The organism is Nonomuraea sp. NPDC048901 (genome assembly GCF_040649695.1).
Classification (GTDB): domain Bacteria; phylum Actinomycetota; class Actinomycetes; order Streptosporangiales; family Streptosporangiaceae; genus Nonomuraea.
Genome location: NZ_JBEZFW010000006.1, coordinates 680,627 through 701,303, shown reverse-complemented (window position 1 = coordinate 701,303; position 20,677 = coordinate 680,627). Strand labels below are relative to the sequence as shown.

The window sequence follows — 20,677 nt, the reverse complement described above, 5'->3', positions numbered from 1 at the left end:
CCTCAGGCTCAGGCGGGCATGCGGACGGTGAGCCCGCCGTCGACGACGATGTTCTGGCCGGTGATGTAGCCGGCGTCGGCCGAGGTGAGGAACCGGATGACGGAGGCGACCTCCGCCGGCCGGCCCACCCGGCCCCAGGGGATGTCCTGTCCGGCTCGGGCGAGGCCGTCGGGGCCGAGTGAGTTCACCGGGTCGGACGACTGCGGGGTTTCGATGAGGCCGGGGATGACCGAATTGACGCGGATCTGCCGGGGGGCGAGTTCCACCGCGAGGCTGCGGCACAGGCCGAGCACTCCGGCCTTCGCGGCGGCGTAGTGGGCGTGCTCGCCCCAGCCGTACACGCCGCCCGCGATGGAGGATACGGCGACCATCGCGCCGGGACCGGAGATCCGGGCGGCCGCCGAGCGCAGGGTGCGCAGGACGCCGGTCAGGTCGACCTGCAGCATGTCGTCCCAGGCCGCGTCGGTGAGCTCGGCGAGCGGGGCCCGGCGCAGCACGCCGGCGTTGGCCACCGCGATGTCGAGGCGGCCCCACTCGTCGACCGCGCGCTGGGCGAACGCCTCGACCTGCGCGGCGTCCCGTACGTCCACCTCGTGCACCACGCCGGCACCACCGGCCTGCTCCACCTGCCGAAGGGTCTCGGCGGGGTCGTGCGGGTCGCCGGGGAAGGTGCCGATGACCGTACGGACGCCGTGGGCGGCGTACGAGACGGCCAGCGCGCGGCCGATCCCGCTGGCGGCACCGGTAATAACGGCGACCCGTCCGTCAATGTCGGGAGCGGTCACAGCGCGGGCACCTTCCGCGCGCCGAACATCACGAATCCCGACAGGAACGTGCCCAGCGCGCCGACCAGCAGCGCGCCCTGGTTCCAGTCCGAGCCGGCGACCAGCATCGCGGTGATGATCGCGCCGGCCGCGATGGCGCCCGGCTGGCTGATCGCGTTGATGAACGAGGTCCCCGTGGCGCGGCAGCGGGTGTCGTAGCACTCGCCCATGAAGAACAGCATCGCCGAGTACGGCCCCACCAGGAAGAACATGCCCAGCGAGTACAGCGCGACCACGGCGAAGGTACCGCTGGCGACCAGCAGCATGAGCGCGAAGATGACGCCGGACGCCATCCAGCCGAACGCGATCACGTTGCGCCGGCCGAACCGGTCCCCGGCCCAGCCGTGGAAGACGTAGCCGACGTAGGCGACCGCGTTGATCACGATGAACATGAGCAGGGAGTTGGTGAAGCTGACGTTCTTGCCCTGGGTGAGCACCGTGGTGCCGAGCACGCTGAACACCTGGATGCCGAACCAGTTGACGAACCAGGCGAACCCGAGGACGAGCGTGTTGCGCAGCGCGGACCCGCGGAAGATCTCCAGGAACGGCGCCGACTTGGCCTCAGACACGCCGTACTCGCGGGCGAGGCCGGCCGCCTCTTCCGTACGGCCCTCCTTGCGCATCCGGTCCATCTTCTGCTGCAGCTCGAACTGCGGCGTCTCGCGCAGGCCGCGCCGCAGGAGCGCGATCACGATGGCCGGGAACGTCGCCAGCAGGAAGCACCCCCGCCAGCCGACCAGCGGCAGGAACAGCGCGATGAAAGCGGCGGCCAGCAGCGTGCCGAGCGGCCAGCCGCCCTGGACCAGGCTGTAGATCAGGCCGCGGCGCTTCTTGATCTTCTCGTCCTCGGTGACGGCGTAGATCTCGTTGAGGTACGTCGCGTTGACCGACTGCTCGGCGAGCCCGAGCCCGCCGATGGAGCGCACGCCGACCAGGTAGGCGGCGTTCATCGTGGCGGCCGACACCGCCGAGGCCAGCGCCGTGCCCGACACGGTGATGATCATGCCCTTACGGCGGCCCAGCCGGTCGACCAGCGGTCCCACTCCGAGGACCACGATCGCCGTCCCCACCGAGATCAGCGTGGAGATCAGTGACGCCTGCGCCGGGGACCACTGGAACTGGCCGGAGATCTCCGGCAGCAGCGTCCCGAACATGATGTAGTCGTAGACCGCGAAGATCCAGGCGAACAGCGCGATCACCGTGGCCTTGCGCGTCTGCCGCACCCCGACACGTGGGAAGGGCCGGGTGCCCGATTCCGGGATGCCCGATGAGGTGGTTGTCATGGAGATGCCCTTTCGGAGAAAGAGAGTGGGGGGTTTCGCGCATGCGTCATCACCGGACCGGCATGGACAGGCGCGGGGCCGCTACCGGGGTGAGCGGGCCTTGAAGTCGTCGGCGATCTCGTCGAAGGTCACCCAGCGCACGCCCTCGTGGCCGCTGATGTACTCGATGAGGCGCTCGTGCATGAGCAGGCTCTGCGGCCGGCCCGAGACGTCGGGGTGGATGGTCATGGTGAAGACCGCGTAGTCCGATTCGCGATAGACCCAGTCGAACTGGTCCCGCCACATCTCTTCGAGGTGGCGCGGGCTGACGAAGCCGTGGCTGTTCGGGCTGGCCTTGACGAACATCATCGGCGGGAGGTCGTCGAGGTACCAGTTGGCCGGGATCTCCACCAGGTCGGTCTCCTGGCCGCGCTCCAGCGGCTTCATCCACTCGGCCGCCGGGCGGGAGTAGTCGATCTTCGTCCAGGAGTCGCCGACGCGGACGTAGTACGGGGTGAAGTCGTTGTGCATGAGCGAGTGGTCGTACTTGATGCCCCGCTCCAACAGGAGCTCGTTGGTGACGGGCGAGAACTCCCACCACGGGGCGACATAGCCGGTCGGCCTACTGCCGGAGTACCTTTCGACCAGGTCGATGCAGTGGTCGAGGATCGCGCTCTCCTGCTCCCTGCTCATCGCGATCGGGTTCTCGTGCGAGTAGCCGTGCACGCCGATCTCGTGACCGCCGGCCACGACCTGGCGGGTCTGGTCGGGGAAGGTCTCGATGGAGTGGCCGGGGATGAACCAGGTGGTCCGCAGGTCGTACTTCTCGAACAGGCGCAGCAGCCGCGGGACGCCGACCTCGCCGGCGAACAGGCCGCGCGAGATGTCGCACGGCGAGTCCTCCCCGCCGTACGAGCCCAGCCAGCCGGCGACGGCATCGACGTCCACGCCGTACGCGACGAGAATCTCCTTGGGCATGGTCACTTCGTCCTTTCGATCGGAGAGGTATTCCAGGTCCGCGCGCGCAGGTCCGCGCGTACCCGTGCCGGGTCGCGATGGCCGCCGAGCAGCGCACTCAGCAGGACGCGCGCCTGCGGCGAGCGCAGGGTTCCGGTGGGGATGGCGCCGGCCTCGACGAGATCCGCGCCACCGCCGTTGCCGTACAGCGCGGCGACGGGTCCGGCGTCGACCCGGGTGGACAGGGCGACGACGACGCCGGCCTCGGTGATCCGGGCCACCTCGTCCCTGATCCGGGGGTTGCCGTTGCCGGCGCCCAGCGCCTGGAGGACGACCCCGGTGGCGCCCGCGTCGACCACCGCGCGCAGCGCGGCGGTGTCGCAGCCCGGGTAGAGGGCCACGATGTCGGTACGGACTCCGTCGAGGTCGAAGGTGTCGAGGTCCAGTGGCTTGGCCCGCGCGGGCGTCATCACGATGTTGACCTGGCCGTCGCGTACGCGCCCCAGCGGCCCGCTGTCCGGCGCGGAGAACGCCGACGAGGCGAGCGTGTGCGTCTTGCGGGTGCCGGAGGCGGCGAAGATCTGGCCGTCGAAGCCGATCAGCACCCCCAGCCCGCAGGCCCGGCCGCCCGCCGCCACCGCGATCGCGTCGGCGAGGTTGCGCGGGCCGTCGCCGTCCACCGCGTCGGCCGGCAGCTGCGCCCCCGTGAACACGACCGGCCGTGGGTCGTCATGGAACAGATCGACCAGGTAGGCGGTCTCCTCCATGCCGTCGGTCCCGTGGGTGACGACGACGCCGAGCACGTCGGGGTCGGTGAACGCCTCGCGGGTCCGCAGCGCGACCTCGCGCATGTCCTCGAGCGTGAACAGGTAGCTGCCCGCGCAGAGCACGTCCCGCCCGACGAGTTCCACCCCGGGATCGACCGGCAGACGGCCGAGCAGCTCGCCCGCCCGATCCTGGGCGAGACCCACCCCCTGCCCGTCCCTGCGGGTCGCGATGGTCCCTCCTGTGGACAGGACGATGACCTTGGACACTCGACGGCCTCCTCAGTTACCCAAACGTTTGCGCCAAACGTTTGGTAGCATCTGACCTGCGCCTACGAGATGTCAAGAACTTCACGTTAAAATCAAGAAAACCCCAGCCGGAAGCCGAGGGACATTGGGTGCGAAGAGGGCGCGGCCGGTTACGCTGCAGATGATCGCCGACCAGCTCGGACTGCACGTCTCCACGGTGTCGCGAGTGCTGCACGCCAAGCCCGGCGAAGGTCTGCGGGCGGCGTCGAGTCCGACCGTGGAGCGCGTACGCAAGCTCGCCGACGAGCTCGGCTACCAGCGCAATCCGCACGCGATGAGCCTGCGCACCCAACGCAGCAACCTGATCGGCGTGCTGGTCCCCCGGCTGTCCGACGTGGTGCTCGCGACCATTTACGAGGGCATCGAGGAGGCCGCGGCCGAGCAGGGGTTGTCGACGTTCGTCACCAACACGCGCGACCTGTCCGACGTCCAGCGCGCCCGTACGGAGATGGTCCTCGGCCGCCGCGTCGACGGCATGATCTTCGGCGACGCGCACGCGGACACGGGCTTCCTCGACGAGGTCGCCGCCCGTGGCGTCCCGTTCACGCTGGTCAACCGGCGGGCCGGGCGGCACCCGGCGGTCGTCTGCGACGACCGGCTCGGCGGCCGGATGGCCGCGGAGCACCTTCTGGGGCTCGGGCACGAGGAGGTGGCGATCGTCGCCGGTGAGCCGTACGCGAGCACCGGCATCGACCGCACCAGCGGCTTCGTCGAGAGATTCCGCGAGGCCGGGCTCCCGATCCCCGAGCACCGGATCGTGCACTCGCGCTTCGACGCGCGCGGCGGCCACGAGGGGGCCGAACGCCTGCTCGCGACGGGCCCGCTCCCGTCAGCGATCTTCGTGGTCAACGACTTCGGCGCCATCGGCACGATCGGCGCGCTGCGCGATCACGGGCTGCGGGTCGGGGCGGACATCGCGGTCGTGGGCTTCAACGACACCCCGCTCGCCGCCGAACTGCCGGTGCCGCTCACCTCGGTTCGCTCCCCCATGCACGAGATGGGCCGCCGCGGGCTGCACCAGCTCGTCCGGGTCCTTGAGGGCGAGCAGGGTGAGACCGAGCTGCTCCGTCCGGAGCTCATCGTCCGGGCGTCGAGCGACCCGGAGCTCTACGCCGCCCTCACCCGGAAGACGGCCGGCGCCTGACCATCAGATCAGGGGCCGGTTCCAGACCTCAGAGGACCTTGCTGAGGAAGGCGCGGGTCCGCGGGTTCTGCGGGTTGTCGAGCACCTCGGCGGGCGGCCCGGCCTCCACGATGACCCCGCCGTCCATGAACACCACCCGATCGGCCACCTCGCGGGCGAAGCCCACCTCGTGCGTGACGACGATCATGGTGAGGCCGTCGGTGGCCAGGCCCTTCATGGTGGCCAGCACCTCGCCCACCAGCTCGGGGTCCAGCGCGCTGGTCGGCTCGTCGAAGAGCATCAGCTTGGGCTGCATGGCCAGCGCGCGGGCGATGGCGACCCGCTGTTGCTGGCCGCCGGACAGCTGGCGGGGGTAGCTGTCCGTCTTGTCCGCCAGGCCGACCCGCTCCAGCAAGGCCAGAGCCCGCGTACGGGCCTTCGCGCGGGATTCGCCGCGCACGCCGACGGGCGCCTCCATGATGTTCTGCACCACGGTGAAGTGCGGGAACAGGTTGAACTGCTGGAAGACCATGCCGATCTCCCGCCGCTGGCGGGTGATGTCCCGATCGCCCAGGTGGTGCACCCGCCCGCCGTTGGCGCGGAAACCGATCAGCTCGCCGTCGACGTGGATGGCGCCGCCGTCGATGGTCTCCAGGTGGTTGACGCACCGCAGGAACGTCGACTTGCCCGACCCGGAAGGACCCAGGATGACGACGACCTCACCCCGCTCGACGGTCAGGTCGATGCCTTTGAGCACCTCCAGGTGGCCGAAGCTCTTGCGTACGGCCCGGGCGTGCACCATGGGCGTGCTCATGATGGCGTCTCCTCGCGGGTCGGGGCCGGCGCCGGCTGCCGTCGCCGGAACATCAGGAAGCTCCAGAAGCTCTGGGGAGCGTTCCGCGTGGCGCCGCGCGCGTAGTGGCGCTCGATGAAGGACTGGCCGACGTACAGGATCGACGTGATCACCAAGTACCAGACGCAGGCCACGATGAGCAGCGGGATGGTCTGGAAGGTGCGGTTGTAGATCGCCTGCACGGTGTACAACAGGTCGGCGAGGGCGATGACGCTGACCAGCGAGGTGGCCTTCAGCATGCTGATGACCTGGCTGCCGGTCGGCGGCACGATGAACCGCATCGCCTGCGGCAGGATGATCCGGCGGAAGGTCCGCCCCCGGCTCATGCCGAGCGCCGACGCGGCCTCGGTCTGGCCGGGGTCGACCGACATCAGGCCGCCTCGGATGATCTCCGCCATGTACGCCGCCTCGTTGAGCCCGAGCCCGAGGATGGCGGCCAGCAGCGGCGTGATCAGCTTGTTGGTGTCGGCCGTGAGGAACTCCGGGCCGAACGGGATGCCGAACGAGATCTGCGGCATCAGGGCGGACAGGTTGTACCAGAGCACGAGCTGCACCAGCACCGGCGTACCACGGAAGAACCAGACGTAGAGCCCGGAGACGATCCGTGCGATCGGGTTCTGGGAGAGCCGCCCCATCGCGACGATCACCCCCAGGATCACGCCGACGGCCATGGCGATCACCGTGAGGTAGAGCGTGGTGATGATGCCCGCCCCGATGACCTGCGCGTTGAAGTAGCGGGCGACCACGTCCCACTTGAAGTTGTGGTTGGTGATCAGCAGGTTCACCAGCTGGGCGGCGAGGATCAGCAGGATGATCGAGGCCACCCAGCGCAGCGGGTGCCGCGTCCGCGCCGCCCCCGCGACGTCCACTTCAGGGGGCGAGTGCCGCTCGGTGGCGGTGGTCACTGCTTCGCCGCCAGGTTCACGCCGGCCTGCTTGAGCATGTTGCCGCTGGTCCCCCATTTGGTCATGACCTTCTCGTACGTCCCGTCGTCGATCAGCTTCTGGATGCCGTCCTTGATCACATCCCGCAGCGGCGAGTCCTTGGCCACGACGGCGCCCTGGTAGAGGGTGTCGAATCCGTTGGGCTTGCCGGTGGCCGCCAGCTCCAGCTCACCGCCCGACTGCTTTACGAAGTAAGTCAGCGGCGCCTGCGAGGAGAAGAAGGCGTCGGCCCGGTTGGAGCGGACCGCGAGGATCGAGGTGGGCTGGTCCTTGTAGGACTGAACCTCGACCTTCTTCTTGCCGTCCTTGACGCAGGTGTCGGACTGCGCCTTGATCACCTTCTCGGCCGAGCCGCCGGCCATCACGGAGATCCGCAGCCCGCAGGTGTCGTCGATCGACTGGATCTTGTTCGGGTTGCCCTTCGGCACGGCGAAGACGACGAACTCCTGCACCCAGTCGACGAAGTCGTTGGAGGCCTGGCGGTCGGGGAAGTCGCCCACCGGCCCGAGGGCCAGGTCGTAGCGGCCGGCCGCGATGCCGGTAAGCTGGCTGGGCAGCCCGTCCACGGTCACGTGCTCGATCTTGACGCCGAGCAGGCCGCCCAGTTCCTCGGACAGATCGGCCGCGACACCGGTCAGCGACTTGCCGTCGGTGCCGGCGATCTCGTACGGCGGGAACGAGCCGTTGTTCACCGAGACCAGCTTGCCCGCGCTCTTCACCTTGTCGGGCAGGCGGTCGAACAGGGCCTGGTCCTTGGCGTGGCTGGCGGCGGCGGGCGCGGAAGGTGTGTCCCCGACGGCGCCCTGGCTCTCGGTCGGGTTGGCGCCGCATCCGGCCAGCAGCAGGGCGCCGGCCATGACGGCACCGGCGGCTTGGGTCTTACGCATTACGCTCCTTGGGCGATCGAGGTCGAGGGACCTGTCGAGGGGGTGGTGGGGAGGGGATTGACGGTGAAACGCCGGTTGGCGAGGACCGGCAGGCTCTCGCGGGCCCGGTCGAGCTCCTCGGCCGAGGCTTCGGACCAGAGCAGACCGGGTGTGTCGCCGTTGAGCTGGGCTCGGGTGATGCCGAGCGGGTCGACGAACATGCTGTTGCCGATGTTGCGCCGGCCGCACTCGCCGGACGCGGCCACGTAGTAGGTGTTCTCCAGGGCGCGGGCGGTGACCATGACCTCCCAGTGCCACTCCTTGGCGGGGCCACGTACCCAGGCCGCGGGCAGCGCGACCACCTGCGCGCCCTGGTCGGCCAGGAGCCGGGCCAGCTCGGGGAACCGGACGTCGTAGCAGGTCATCAGCCCGACCTTCCAGCCCGCGCAGTCGAAGACGACGGGGCTGTCCGAGCTGGCCACCACGTTGTTCGACTCGCGCCGGCCGAAGGCGTCGTACAGGTGCAGCTTGCGGTAGATGGTGATGATCTCGCCGTCGCGCAGCGCGACCAGCGTGTTGATCACCCGGCCGTCCTCGGCGGGCTGGTGCATGCCGACGATCACCGTGGTGGACGTCCCGCGGGTGCGCTCGGCCAGGCCGGTGACGAACGGCCCGTCGAGCGGCTGGGCCGCCTGCCGGATCCGTACCGGATCGTCGACGAACAGGGCCATCGCCCCTTCCGGGAGCACCAGCAGGTCCGCGTTCCCGGCGGCGGCCTCGTCGAAGAGGTCGCCGCAGGTCTTGAGGTTGGCCGCCCAGTCCTCTGATGAGGCGAACTGGCCGACCGCCACACGCAGGTTCTTCATGAGGGAAAGACCTCCTGGGGGTCGATGGGAGCGGGGGCGATCCCCTGGGCGTGCAGTTCCGCGCAGAAGGCCGCGGTCATGGCGGCGTTGGCGGCGGTGCCGTACGGCATCCAGTCCGCGCCGAAGACCTCCTGGGTCCGGCTCAGGTCGGCGAGCAGCCACGGGGTGGTGTCCGTCAGGAGCCGCCGCCGCGCCAGCCAGTGTCGCTTGGAGCGTTCGAAGAGCTCCTGTACGGCCTGCGGCAGGAAGGGGTGGCGCTCGACGACCTCGCGCTTGAGCGTCACCAGGTGGATGCCGGGGACGAAGCCGTTCTGGCGGTAGTAGTCGAGCTCGGCCGCCGGGTGGTCGGGCAAAAGGTGACGGAAGCGGCTCTCGGGGGTGAAGAAGCCCTCGGGCATGAACGGGGTCATGATCGCGTCGAGCCGTCCGGCGTCGAGCTGCTCGGCGAGCGAGCCGTCGGTCACGCTGACGTTGTCCGGCAGCTTCGCCGAGCCGACGCGGTCCTTGCCCGGCTCGGGCGCGTCCACGGCGCCGACCGTCCACTGGATCTCGGTGAGGTCGACTCCGGCCGCCCGGAGCAGCGCCCGCGTCCAGGTGTTGCCCGAGTCCGGCCAGCCGGTCAGGCCGATCCGGGCCCCCTTCAGCTCGGCGAACTCGCGCAGCTCGCTGTCACGCCGCACCAGCACACACCGCTGGCGGAAGCCGCGCATCACGAAGACGGGCAGTCCCACCAGCCGGTCGTCACCCTTGGCCCGGCCGAGAACGTACCTGCTGAAGGAGGTCTCCCCGCCGTCCAGCTCGGGCTCGCTCAGCACGTCCGGCGTGATCGACCGGGAATCGAGATCCAGGTCGAACGCCTCGGACGTCAGCGTCCCGGTCGCCACGGGCACGAGGTGATCCCAGTCCCGCAGACCAAGCCGAATGCCAGGTTTCGTCACAAAAACTCCCTTTAGTGATGTATTGGGCTGTACCTTATGTTCAGCGAAATCCGCTACACAAGTTGCTCTTTGTTCCTGAACAAAGCTTTGTCAGATGGGAGTTCTCGTGGAGGTCGATCCCGCCTGGCTGGGGCAGCAGGTTCGCGAACCGAGCGCGCGTGGCATCGCCACCTCTCTGATCGACCTGATCCGGCAGGGCACGCTGCGGCCCGGCGCGCGGCTGCCCACCGTGCGGAGTCTGGCCCGCGCGCTGGGCGTCAGCCCGAGCACGATCGCCGAAGCCTGGTCTGAACTGCGCAAACACCGGATGATCGGTACGGAGGGCCGCCGGGGAACCGTGGTGCTCGGACCTCCTGGCGTGCCCCACCCGGCGCGCTACGAGCGGATCGGCCACTTCGGCAGCCGGCTGGCGATCGACCTCGCCATCGCGGCGCCGGACCGGGCGCTCCTCCCGCCCCTCGACGCCGCGCTCGCCACGGCCACCTCCGCCGAGGGGTTCAACGGCTACGTCCGCGAGACGATCACTCCGCGCCTGCGGGCCGCGGTCGAGCCCACCTGGCCGTTCGCGGCGCAGAGCTGGCTGGCGCTCGGTGGCGGGTACGAGGGGGTTCAGCTGCTCTGCCAGACGACCGCCCTGCCCGGCGACCGCATCGCCATCGAGGAGCCCACCGCGGCCAGGCTGCTCGACATCCTGGAGATGATCGGCGTCGAGGTGGTCCCCGTCGCCTGCGACGAGGACGGGCCCATCCCGGCCGCGCTCGCCGAAAGCCTGCGCTCCAGCCCGGTGGCGTTCGTCTACCAGCCGCGCGGTCACTCGCCGTGCGGTTACGCGGTGCCCGAGAGCCGCTCCGCCGAGCTGGCCCGGCTCCTCGCGCCCACGAACACCCTCATTGTCGAGGACGACGGGATCGGCGATCTGTCCACCGTGCCGCTGAGCAGTATCGGCACGCGGCTGCCCGACCGGACGGTGCTGGTGCGCTCGTACTCCAAGTCACACGGGCCCGACCTGCGCCTCGCGATCATCGGCGGAGCGGCGGAGGCTGTGGAGCGGGTGCGGGTGCTGCGTAGCTACGGCACCGGCTGGACCAGCAGGATCCTCCAGGACGCGCTGGCCCATCTGCTCACCGATCCGGGCACGCAGTCGATCGTGGAGCAGGCTCGGATCGCGTACGCCCGGCGCCGGGCGAGCCTGGTCACCGCGCTGTCGGCTCGGGGTGTGCACACCGGGGGGCGGGACAGTCTCGTGCTGTGGGTGCCGGTCCATGACGAGTCGGAGGCTCTGGTCACGCTGGCCGCCCACGGCATCTCGGCGGCGCCCGGCAGCCGGTATCGGATCCGGCCTGGTCGGCCGCATCTGCGGCTGGCCATTGCCGCGCTTACCGAGGAGCCTGCTGAGCTGGGCGAACTCGCCGATGTGATCGCCCTGGCCGCCAAGCGACCGGGGGCCGACCGTCATTAGGGCTGTGACGGTCCGTTGTGGCTGGGGTCCCTTGGAGGAATACCCCCTTCGGGGGTGCGGTAGAAGCCGGTCCGTCGGGGCTGAGGACCCTGGAGAGGGACCCCCTCCGGGGGAAACGAAGAGGGTCAGGTCGCGAAGGCGTCCAGGGCGGCCATGACCTGCTCGCGCATGGTGCCGCTGCCGGTGTGGCCCGAGTCGTCCACCACGACCAGCCGGGCGTCGGGCCAGCGTTGGGCCAGGTCCCAGGCGGTCTCCAAGGGTGAGCCCAGGTCGAAGCGGCCGTGGAGGAGGACGCCGGGGATGCCGGCCAGCTTGTGCGCCTCGCGCAACAGGATGCCCTCCTCCAGCCAGGCGCCGTTGGAGAAGTAGTGGGCGCAGATCCGTACGAAGGCCAGCAGCGCCAGGGGCGGCCGGTCGCTGTAGGCGTTCGGCGAGCCGTTGACCTCCATGGAGATCACCGTGTCCTCCCAGGTCACCCACTCGTGGGCGGCCTTGGCACGGACGGCGGGGTCGGGGTCGGACATGAGCCGCGCGTAGGCGGCCAGCACGTCGCCGTCGCGGTCGGACTCCGGGACGCCCTCGCGGAAGCGCTGCCGCTGCTCGGGGAAGTAGCGGCCGACGCCGTTGTAGAGCCAGTCGATCTCGGAGCGGCGGGTCATGGTGACGCCGCAGATCACCATCTCCGACACCCGCGTGGGGTGCGTCTCGGCGTAGGCGAGCATGAGCGTGGACCCCCACGAGCCGCCGTAGAGCAGCCACCGGTCGACACCGAGGTGCTCCCGCAGCCGTTCCATGTCGGCGATCAGGTGGGGCGTGGTGTTGGTGGACAGATCAGTGGCCGGGTCACTGGCGTGGGGCAGGCTCCGGCCGCAGTTGCGCTGGTCGAACAGGATGATGCGGTAACGCTCCGGATCGAATCCGCGCCGCTGATTCTCCGAGCAGCCCGAACCAGGGCCGCCGTGGACGACGAGCGCGGGCTTGCCCTCGGGATTTCCGCAGACCTCCCAGTAGACGAGATGGCCGTCGCCGGTGTCGAGATGCCCATGGTCGTAGGGCTCGATCGGAGGATACATAGATCAACGGTACGGCCTGCGCCCGGTGGTGAGCGCAAGCCGTACCGTCTCCGCGGATCAGTACGAGAACGCCTGGAATTCGGCGGCTCGGGCCTGGTCGCGCGCCGGGCTGGCCGTGGCGCAGTCCGTCGAGGAGTTGGGATCGTTGTCCTGTTCACCGGCGTAGAGCGGGTTGCCGGTGCACTGGGTGGTGAGCGTACGGAGCATCAGGTGGGTGGCGGTGGTGGCGGGAACGGTGAACGACTTGATGAGCAGGTTCGCGCCACGGGGACGGGGCAGCGTGGTCTTGAAGGCGTCCGCCGGGCTGGTGTAGATCTTCCGGAAATTGGCCGGGTTCGCGCAGTCCTTGGCGCAGGCGAGCACCTCGAAGGAGCGCAGGGCGGTGAACCGGTTCTGCGCGCCGGGGTCGGCCGGGTCGTTGATGTTGGGTCTGAGCATCGCGCTGACCTGGACTCGGCGGATCTTGACCGGGCTGTCGCCCGCCAGGTCCACCGTGACCGACTTGCCGGCCGGCGCCCCGGTGAGTGAGGCCCAGTTCGTGGCCTCGGTCTCGTCGATCAGCTTGGCCTGGTTGACGCCGTCGCCCGAGGCCACCGCGCCGGCCGTGGCCGAGGCGAGGTTACGTGACAGCGGCAGGGGAAGCGGCAGCTTCGCGCCACCCACCACCGGGAACTTCAGCCGCGTGTGCCCGAACCCGTTGCCCGCCACCACGAAGTCGTAGACGCCGGGCGTCATCTCCACGGTGTCACCGAGCAGCGTCGCGGGGTCGGTGTCGGCGACCGGGACCACCCGTCCCTCGTAGTCGCCCACGTACAGGCGCAGCGCCGCACCCTTCGCCTCGCCCAGCGGCTTGAGCTGCAGCGAGCCGTTCTTGCCTGCCGGGTTGACGAAGCTCGGCGTGGGGTCGGGGTCGTTCGGGCCGACGCTGGCCGCCGTCGCGCCCAGGCCGTGCTCGGCGAACGCGCGCCACATGATGTCCTGGTCCGCGCCGTCGAAACGCATCGCGTCGGCCGCGAGCAGCGCGTCCCGGTGATCGACGTAGCTGACCGCGCCCGAGGCCATCAACAGCAGGGCGTCGAGGGAGAGCTGCGCCCAGCGCCGGTTGCCCGGGCACTTGTCCAGCGGCGTCTTGCCGTCCGCGCAGGCTCGCTGCTGCTTGGCGGTGCCCTTGCCATACCGCTTGACGAAGGCGTCGCGCACGTCGAACTGCGTGGCCGACCAGATCTCGCCGTCCGCGTGGACCTGCTGGCCGACGAGGTCGTAGGCGATGTCGCTGTAGTTGAGCGGCGACTTGGACATGTCGTAGTTCCGGATGCCCCGCTCGCGGTCGCCGGTGACATAGCCGCCCGTGACGTACGGGGTCAGGCCGGAGGGCCGGAAGCCGTACTCGAACAGGTACTCCATCGCCATCAGGTCGGAGGTGCTCTCGTTCATCGCGCCGGCCTGCGCGCCGCTCCAGCCGGCGTTCGGGCCGCCGATCATGCGGCCGGAGATGGCGTGGGTGTTCTCGTGGCCGATGACCGACATGTCGTAGTCGCCGTCCACGCACGGGGAGTAGAACGAGCCCGCGATCGGCTGCCACAGGTACATGTTCGTGATCGGCGCCACCCCGTCGGGCCCGGTGATCTGGTTGGCGTTGTCGCGCACGGTCAGATCGCGGGCGCCCGCCTGGGCGTTGCCCTGCTCGGGGTCGTTGCCGATCCCGCCACGGTCACCGTTGTCCACCTGCATGTTCCACGCCGTCTCGGTGAAGCCGAGCCGGTAGGACCAGTCGTGCATGCGGTTGTGCATGGCGTTCAGGTTGGCGATGGCGGCTTCGAGGTCGTTCTCACCGCTCTGGTCGAAGACCGCCGGGTTGCACTTCGCCTCGTGCCACTGGTTCCGCCACGGGTAGGCGTAGTTCCGGCTCGGCGTGAGCACGTTACTGCGGGTGCCGACCGAGAACGGGTCGGGGTTCGCCCGGTTCTCGACGGTCTTCGCCGCGTTGCCGACGCTGGTGGTGGTGGAGGTGTTCGTGGCGTGGTCGACGTCCCACGCCTTGCCGGTCGGCGGGTCGCCGCCGGTCACGTAGTCGCAGCCGGAGGCCGCCGCGAAGCACCAGGTCTGGCGGGTGTCGGTGGAGGAGTAGTCGTCCGGCGGGTTCGACGGGAAGGCCGACCAGGTCGGGTTGTCCGGGTCGAAGTGCTCGACCAGGTTCTCCCGGACGAGGATCGCGCCGCTGACCGCGTCCACGTGCGTGGTGTATCCGGCCGCCTCGCCCTGACCGCCCATCAGGACGACCTGGTACGCGCTGTGCACCCCGTCGGGCGCCGGCACGGCCACCGCGCTGACCTGCTTGGTCACGGCCGTGGCCAGGTCGATGCCGTCGTCCCTGGCCGCGATCTCCATGGCCCGCTGCGCGGTGATCGTGGCGGCCGGGGGCGCCGCCGTGTCACGCGACAGCGAGGAGGTCACGTGCCTGATCTTGCCGCCGGCCACGCCGATCGCGACCAGGCCGTCCACGCCGGCCGGCAGACCGCCGAAGCGCTGGCGCAGCAGTACGGCATGGCCCGCGCCGATCGGGTTGACCGCGACCTTCTCCAGGGCGTCGACCGACGCGGCGGACAGGCCGAAGACCCGCTCGTTGTTCTTGAGATAAGCGCGCGCGGCCTGCTCCGGGTCGGCGCCCAGCCCTTCGGCCAGCGGCTCGGCGCTGGTGATGGCGGCGGGGGTGCCCAGAACGTTCCAGCGGATCTCGGCCGCCGGTCCCGCGCTGCGGGCGTTGATCCCGACCGGCGGCGGGACTCTGCCTTGCCGGTTGTCCAGGTCGGGCTTGCCGGGCTCGCCCTCCTGAACGCCTTGGACTTGGGGAGCCGTCGCGCCCGGTTCACTCCGGGCGGCTCCGGTGAGGGGTAGAGAGGACGCCGTGATGGCGAAGACGACGACAGTGCTGCGTAACCAGGGTCTGCTCGACACCTTTTCCTCCTGCACATCCTTTTCCTGAACGTCCAGAGGCGCGGGAACTCGTGTCCCGCGCCTCCGCAAGAGTTAACACTGGTTTTATGCGCTGACAAGATCTTGTAAAGCCCGAAATATCGGCGTATGGGGGCATAGGTGGGGGTCCGCGTCAGCGGTTCCCGAGCCGATATGCCCGGCAGGCCGTACCGCCGAAGACGTCCGCGCGCTCCCCCGCCGACAGCCCCGCGCACAGCTCCTCGGCCACCGACACGACCCGCTGGTAATCAGCCGCGAGCAGGCAGACCGGCCAGTCCGACCCGAACATCACCCGCTCCGGCCCGAACGCCGCCAGCACGGTCTCGGCGTAGGGCCGCAGGTCGGCCACCCGCCAGGACGTCCAGTCGGCTTCGGTGACCATCCCGGACAGCTTGCAGTACACGTTCGGGTGTGCGGCCAGCTCCCGGATCCGGCTCGCCCACGGTTCGAGTTCCCCCGAGGCGATGGGCGGCTTGGACAGGTGATCGAGCACGAACGTCAGCTCGGGCAGCGCGGCCACCGTCTCGATGGCCGCGGGCAGCTGGTGCGGCAGCGTGAGCAGGTCGTAGGCCAGACCCGCCGACGCCACGGCGGCCAGCCCACGGCGGACGTCGGGGCGCGTGAGCCAGCCGGGGTCGGGCTCGGCCTGCACGCCGTGGCGGATCGCCACCAGCCCGCCGGGCCGACCTGCCTGGCCTGCCCTGCCTGACCGCCCGCCGGGCAGGCCGGCCAGCGTCTCGGCGACGGCGGGCGCGGTGAGATCGACCCAGCCCACGACCCCCGCCACCAGCTCGGACGCCGCGGCCAAGGCCAGGAACTCCACGGTCTCCGCCAGGTCGGGCAGCACCTGCACCAGCACGGTCCCGCCCACTCCCGCCGCGGCCGCGTGCTCGGCGAGCCGGTCGAGGGTGAACGTGCGGCGGATCGGCGCCAGCTTCTCGGCATCGAGCCAGCCGTGGGCCCGAACCCCGAGGTCCCAGACGTGGTGGTGCGCGTCTATCCGAGGCGCCTCTATGCGCGGCGCGTCCACCCCAGACGCAGGCGCGTCCATGCCGGTCATCGCGGCGGCTCGGTGGCGAGTACCAGGCGGAACCAGCTCTCGGTCGTGCTGACGTGCATCAGCGCCGCCGCCTGGGCCAGCGGGGCGTCCCGTGCGGCGAGGGCGTCGTAGATCGCCTGGTGCTCGGCCAGCGTACGGTCCGCGCTGCCCGCCACCACGCTCCCGCGCCACACCCGCATCCGCGTCGTCCGGCCGGAGATGCCGTCGAGCAGCGTGCACAGCGTCTCGTTGCCGGTCGCGGCCACGACCGCGCGGTGGAAGGCGGCGTCGAAGTGGTTGAGCTTCTCCACGTCGCCGCTGACCTCCCGCATGGCCGCCAGCTGCTCTTCGATGACCGCCAGCTGGGCGTCGGACACCCGGGTGGCGGCCAGCGCCGTGGCGACCGGCTCGAACAGCCGCCGGGTCTCGATGACCTCCATGAGTGTGTCGTCACGCAGCAGCTCGATGGCGATCCCGAGCCCTTCGAGCAGGAGCGCCGGCTCCAGGCTGGTGACGTACGTGCCGTCGCCCCTGCGCACGTCGAGGACGCGCGCGACGACCAGCGCCTTGACGGCCTCGCGCAGTGGGTTGCGCGAGACGCCGAGCTGGGCGGCGAGCTGCGGTTCTGGCGGCAGCCGCGAGCCGGGCGGCAGGTCTCCGGACTGGATGAGCTGCCGGATCCGGGCGATGGCCTCGTCTGTCAGGGACATCTGATCCTCTCGTTCGCCAGCTGGAATCTAACAAACGTCCTATGTTCTGGCCACCCCTATGCGCCGGACGTGGGGAACTAGACAGCGGACGATGATCGAGCGTACTAATACATCCCACGTCCGCCTTGGCCCATCCGCGTTAACCACCGCGCAACAACCTCCGCGAAAGCGAAACAAGAGGAGTATTGGTGACCCACGGCTACACACGCAGGGGCGTGCTCACGACCGGGCTGGGAGCCGCCGCCGGATCCCTGCTCACGAGCGGCATCGCCGCAGAACCCGCGCGGGCCGAGCTGTCCGCGCGGGACAACCCCCTCACTCTCTGGTACGGCAAGCCCGCCGCCGCCTGGCTGGAGGCGTTGCCGGTCGGCTGCGGGCGGCTCGGCGCCATGGTCTTCGGCGGCGTGGCGACCGAACGTCTCCAGCTCAACGAGGACAGCATCTGGGCCGGTGGCCCGCACAATTACGACAGCCCCGAGGCGCTGGCCGCCCTCCCGCAGATCAGGCAGCTGGTCTGGGAGGACAAGTGGCAGGCGGCACAGAACCTGGCCGACCAGAAGTTCCTCGGCCGGCCCAGCGAGCAGGCCCCGTACCAGGTGCTCGGCGACCTCACGCTGACGTTCCCGGGGTCGGCGGAGTTCACCGAATACCGCCGCGAGCTCGACCTGACCCGCGCCGTCACCACGGTCACCTACGTCCGCGACGGCGTCCGCCACACGCGCGAGGTCTTCGCCAGCAATCCCGACCAGCTCATCGTCGTCCGTCACACGGCCGACAAACCGGGCGCGGTGTCGTTCCAGGCGGCCTTCTCCAGCGCGCAGAGCTCCACAACGGCCGCGGCCGGCCGGGCCACGATCGCGCTCGACGGGGTCAGCGGCGACACCCAGGGCATGAAGGGCGAGGTGCGCTTCCAGGCCCTGGCCAGGGCCGAGGCGAAGGGCGGCACGGTCCGTACCGACGGCGGCACGCTGGTGGTGGAGGGCGCCGACGAGGTCACGCTGCTGATCTCCATGGGCTCCAGTTACCGGAACTTCAAGGACGTCGGCGGCGACCCGGCCCAGGTGGCGGAGCGGCATCTGAAGCGGGCGAGCGGGCGGCCGTACGAGGTGCTGGCGCACCGGCACGTACGGGACTATCAGCGGTTGTTCGGGCGGGTGGCGATCGACCTGGGCACCTCGGAAGCGGTCGCGCTGCCGACCGACGAGCGCATCGCCCGCAAGCAGCTCGACACCGACCCGCAGCTCGCGGCGCTGTACTTCCAGTACGGCCGCTACCTGCTGATCTCCAGCTCCCGCTCCCCCGGCTACGCGGCCAATCTGCAGGGCATCTGGAACGACTCGCTCACCCCCGCGTGGGAGTCGAAGTACACCATCAACATCAACTGCGAGATGAACTACTGGCCGGCCGCGCCCGCCAACCTCACCGAGTGCATGGAGCCGCTGTTCGACCTGATCAAGGACCTGGCCGAGTCGGGGGCCAAGACTGCCAAGACGCAGTACGGCGCGGGTGGCTGGGTGGCCCACCACAACACCGACGGCTGGCGCGGCACCGCGCCCGTCGACTTCGCCTTCTACGGTGTGTGGCCGAGCGGCGGCGCCTGGCTCTGCCTGACGATGTGGGAGCACTACCTGTACACGGGCGACGAGCGGCGGCTGCGCGAGCACTTTCCGCTGATCAAGGGCTCGGTCCAGTTCTTCCTGGACACGCTGCAGACCGACCCCAGAACCGGCTACCTGGTGACCAACCCCTCGCACTCCCCCGAGGTCGGCCACCACGAGGACGGCGGCGAGAACGTGAGCATCTGCGCCGGTCCGACCATGGACATGCAGATCTTGCGGGACCTCTTCGGCGCCTTCGAGGAGGCCTCGGCGATCCTGCGGCTGGAGGAGGGGATGCGGGAGCAGGTGAAGCAGGCCCGCTCCCGGCTGGTACCCACCCAGGTGGGTCACCTCGGCCAGATCCAGGAGTGGCAGGAGGACTACCGGGGCGACGCCGCGTTGTCGCGCAGCCGGCACATCTCCCACCTGTGGGGCCTGTTCCCGAGCCACCAGATCGACCCGCGCCTGTCCCCCGAGCTGGCCACGGCCGCCCGCCGGACGCTGGAGCTGCGGGGGGAGGCGGGCGCGGGCTGGTCGCTGGCCTGGAAGATCAACTTCTGGGCGCGGCTGCTGGACGCGCCCGAGGCGTACAAGCGGCTGAGCAACCTGTTGCTGCCCGCCCGGACCGCGCCCAACATGTTCGACCTGCATCCGCCGTTCCAGATCGACGGCAACTTCGGCGGGACCTCGGGGATCACCGAGATGCTGCTGCAGAGCCACGGCGACCAGGTGCACCTGCTGCCCGCTCTGCCCTCGGTCTGGCCGGCCGGGTCGTTCCGCGGGCTGCGGGCCCGAGGCGGCTTCGAGATCGATCTGGAGTGGGCCGGCGGGGCCGTACTACGCGGGAAGATCCGCTCGGATCTGGGACGGAAGCTCACGCTGCGCACCGCGAAGGAGGTCACGGTGACCGAGCACGGCAGGCCGGTCAAGGCCGAACGGCCGGAGCCGGGGGTGATCGTCTTCGACACCCGGCGCGGCGGGGTCTACGAGGTGGTTACGTCCGCCTGACCAGGCCGGGTGCGGGGCGGGGTGCGGGACGCCTCGCCCCTGGCGTGGGCGGCGAACAGGCGGGCCGCCTCGTCCGGGTCGCCGGAGGCCAGCGCCGCCAGCAGGTCGTCGTGGTGGCCCGCCATCGCGCCCCAGTCACCGCCGTAGAGCGGGTTGCCGACCACGTGCAGGCTCCACAGGTTGGACTCGATGGTCCGCCACAGGCGCAGCAGGAAGGAGTTGCCACAGGCGGCGCAGACGCGCCGGTGGAAGGCCAGGTCGGCGTCCCGGAAGGCGCCGATGTCGCCGTCGCCCGCCGCCCGCCGCATCGCCTGCACGTCGGCGGCCAGCTGCCGCAGCGTCTCGGGCCGGACGCGGGTGGCGGCCTCGCGGGCGGCGTACTCCTCCAGCAGCACCCGGATGTCGCGGACCTCGCGGGCCTGCTCGTCGGAGATCTCCGCGACGTAGCTGCCCCGGTTGGGATAGGAGATGACCAGGCCCTCGTGCGCCAGCCGCTTGATCGCCTCCCTGGCCGGGGCCTGGCTGGTGCCGACCCGGCGGGCGATCTCCGACTCCACCAGCCGCTGCCCCGCCACCAGCTCGCCGGCGACGATCCAGCCGCGCAGCAGCTCGTAGACCCGGTCGGACAGCAGTTCCCTGGGCACCTGCCGGGCCGCGGGCGGCGCGACCTGCTGCTCCTGCCAGATGCGCGCCACCGTGGACTGCGAGAGGCCGAGCTGCCTGGCCATCGTGCGCGTCGAAGGGACGGCCGGCCCGGTGGCCGCGGCCGCGATCACCCGTTCGGCCTCCCGCCGCTCCGCGGTGCGCGGGCGGCCGGGGCGCGGGGCGTCGGCCAGGCCGTCGAGGCCGCGTTCGACGAAGCGGTCGCGCCACTTGGCCACGGTCGCGGGGCTCACCGCCAGCCGCGCCGCGATCTCGTTGCGGGGCAGGCCCTCGGCGCACGCGAGCACGATGCGACTGCGCAGGCTCAGGCTTTCACCGGCCCCCTCCGCCCACGCCCGCAGGGCGTCCAGCTCCTCCGCGCCCAGCACCAGCCGCTTGCCGTCCTCGCGTCCAGCCATCCGCCCATCCTAACGTATTTATGACTCAGGCAATCCGCTCGCAACCTATT

At 70.4% G+C, this 20,677-nt stretch carries 17 protein-coding genes; 3 read left to right on the top strand and 14 right to left on the bottom strand.

What is annotated here, in order from left to right; translation table 11 throughout:
* Nucleotides 1-8: 8 nt before the first annotated feature.
* The 4 genes from AB0C30_RS24465 to AB0C30_RS24450 form a co-directional block, all read right to left on the bottom strand.
* On the bottom strand, nucleotides 9-785 hold the full coding sequence (locus AB0C30_RS24465) for an SDR family NAD(P)-dependent oxidoreductase (protein ID WP_357948054.1): 777 nt from the start codon (nucleotides 783-785) through the stop codon (nucleotides 9-11).
* Nucleotides 782-2,107, bottom strand: coding sequence for an MFS transporter (locus AB0C30_RS24460; RefSeq protein ID WP_357948052.1), 1,326 nt, complete (start codon nucleotides 2,105-2,107; stop codon nucleotides 782-784). The genes AB0C30_RS24465 and AB0C30_RS24460 overlap by 4 nt, the downstream gene beginning before the upstream one ends.
* A gap of 81 nt (nucleotides 2,108-2,188) precedes the next feature.
* Nucleotides 2,189-3,064 (bottom strand): polysaccharide deacetylase, encoded by an 876-nt coding sequence (locus tag AB0C30_RS24455; protein ID WP_357948049.1) that lies wholly within the window; start codon nucleotides 3,062-3,064, stop codon nucleotides 2,189-2,191.
* A 2-nt stretch (nucleotides 3,065-3,066) separates the two neighbouring features.
* The gene (locus tag AB0C30_RS24450; RefSeq protein ID WP_357948046.1) at nucleotides 3,067-4,077 is read right to left on the bottom strand and encodes an asparaginase; all 1,011 of its coding nucleotides are present in this window, start codon (nucleotides 4,075-4,077) and stop codon (nucleotides 3,067-3,069) included.
* Nucleotides 4,078-4,237: 160 nt separating this feature from the next.
* Here AB0C30_RS24450 and AB0C30_RS24445 point away from each other — a divergent pair, with 160 nt between their 5' ends.
* Nucleotides 4,238-5,260 carry a substrate-binding domain-containing protein gene (locus tag AB0C30_RS24445; RefSeq protein WP_357948043.1) on the top strand — a complete coding sequence of 341 codons (1,023 nt, stop codon included), beginning with the start codon at nucleotides 4,238-4,240 and terminating at the stop codon, nucleotides 5,258-5,260.
* A gap of 28 nt (nucleotides 5,261-5,288) precedes the next feature.
* Here the strand turns inward: AB0C30_RS24445 and AB0C30_RS24440 are convergent, their stop codons facing one another.
* From AB0C30_RS24440 to AB0C30_RS24420, 5 genes are read right to left on the bottom strand one after another with little or no spacing between them, the layout of a single operon-like run.
* Entirely contained in the window at nucleotides 5,289-6,053 is a 765-nt protein-coding gene (locus tag AB0C30_RS24440; RefSeq protein WP_357948040.1) for an amino acid ABC transporter ATP-binding protein, read from the bottom strand.
* Entirely contained in the window at nucleotides 6,050-6,997 is a 948-nt protein-coding gene (locus AB0C30_RS24435) for an amino acid ABC transporter permease (protein WP_357948037.1), read from the bottom strand. The genes AB0C30_RS24440 and AB0C30_RS24435 overlap by 4 nt, the downstream gene beginning before the upstream one ends.
* Nucleotides 6,994-7,923 (bottom strand): ABC transporter substrate-binding protein, encoded by a 930-nt coding sequence (locus AB0C30_RS24430; RefSeq protein ID WP_357948034.1) that lies wholly within the window; start codon nucleotides 7,921-7,923, stop codon nucleotides 6,994-6,996. Before AB0C30_RS24430 ends, AB0C30_RS24435 begins: the two co-directional genes overlap by 4 nt.
* Nucleotides 7,923-8,768 carry a nitrilase-related carbon-nitrogen hydrolase gene (locus tag AB0C30_RS24425; protein ID WP_357948031.1) on the bottom strand — a complete coding sequence of 282 codons (846 nt, stop codon included), beginning with the start codon at nucleotides 8,766-8,768 and terminating at the stop codon, nucleotides 7,923-7,925. The genes AB0C30_RS24430 and AB0C30_RS24425 overlap by 1 nt, the downstream gene beginning before the upstream one ends.
* On the bottom strand, nucleotides 8,765-9,706 hold the full coding sequence (locus tag AB0C30_RS24420; protein ID WP_357948029.1) for a hypothetical protein: 942 nt from the start codon (nucleotides 9,704-9,706) through the stop codon (nucleotides 8,765-8,767). The genes AB0C30_RS24425 and AB0C30_RS24420 overlap by 4 nt, the downstream gene beginning before the upstream one ends.
* A 94-nt stretch (nucleotides 9,707-9,800) precedes the next feature.
* Between AB0C30_RS24420 and AB0C30_RS24415 the strand changes: the two genes are divergently transcribed.
* The gene (locus tag AB0C30_RS24415) at nucleotides 9,801-11,165 is read left to right on the top strand and encodes an aminotransferase class I/II-fold pyridoxal phosphate-dependent enzyme (protein ID WP_357948025.1); all 1,365 of its coding nucleotides are present in this window, start codon (nucleotides 9,801-9,803) and stop codon (nucleotides 11,163-11,165) included.
* Nucleotides 11,166-11,290: 125 nt separating this feature from the next.
* Here the strand turns inward: AB0C30_RS24415 and pip are convergent, their stop codons facing one another.
* The 4 genes from pip to AB0C30_RS24395 all read right to left on the bottom strand — a co-directional run bounded on the left by pip (nucleotide 11,291) and on the right by AB0C30_RS24395 (nucleotide 16,960).
* Nucleotides 11,291-12,238, bottom strand: coding sequence for a prolyl aminopeptidase (gene pip, locus AB0C30_RS24410; RefSeq protein WP_357948022.1), 948 nt, complete (start codon nucleotides 12,236-12,238; stop codon nucleotides 11,291-11,293).
* Between the two features lie 57 nt (nucleotides 12,239-12,295).
* The gene (locus AB0C30_RS24405) at nucleotides 12,296-15,193 is read right to left on the bottom strand and encodes a M36 family metallopeptidase (RefSeq protein WP_357948020.1); all 2,898 of its coding nucleotides are present in this window, start codon (nucleotides 15,191-15,193) and stop codon (nucleotides 12,296-12,298) included.
* A 151-nt stretch (nucleotides 15,194-15,344) separates the two neighbouring features.
* Nucleotides 15,345-16,262, bottom strand: coding sequence for an amidohydrolase family protein (locus AB0C30_RS24400; RefSeq protein WP_357948017.1), 918 nt, complete (start codon nucleotides 16,260-16,262; stop codon nucleotides 15,345-15,347).
* A gap of 5 nt (nucleotides 16,263-16,267) precedes the next feature.
* Complete coding sequence (locus AB0C30_RS24395) at nucleotides 16,268-16,960, bottom strand: FadR/GntR family transcriptional regulator (protein WP_357948014.1); 693 nt, start codon at nucleotides 16,958-16,960, stop codon at nucleotides 16,268-16,270.
* Nucleotides 16,961-17,148: 188 nt separating this feature from the next.
* Between AB0C30_RS24395 and AB0C30_RS24390 the strand changes: the two genes are divergently transcribed.
* Nucleotides 17,149-19,566: a glycoside hydrolase family 95 protein gene (locus AB0C30_RS24390; protein ID WP_357948011.1), complete on the top strand. Its 2,418-nt coding sequence runs from the start codon at nucleotides 17,149-17,151 to the stop codon at nucleotides 19,564-19,566.
* Here AB0C30_RS24390 and AB0C30_RS24385 read toward each other — a convergent pair.
* Entirely contained in the window at nucleotides 19,542-20,627 is a 1,086-nt protein-coding gene (locus AB0C30_RS24385; RefSeq protein ID WP_357948008.1) for an FCD domain-containing protein, read from the bottom strand. The two genes, AB0C30_RS24390 and AB0C30_RS24385, sit on opposite strands and share 25 nt — an antisense overlap.
* Between the last annotated feature and the right edge of the window lie 50 nt (nucleotides 20,628-20,677).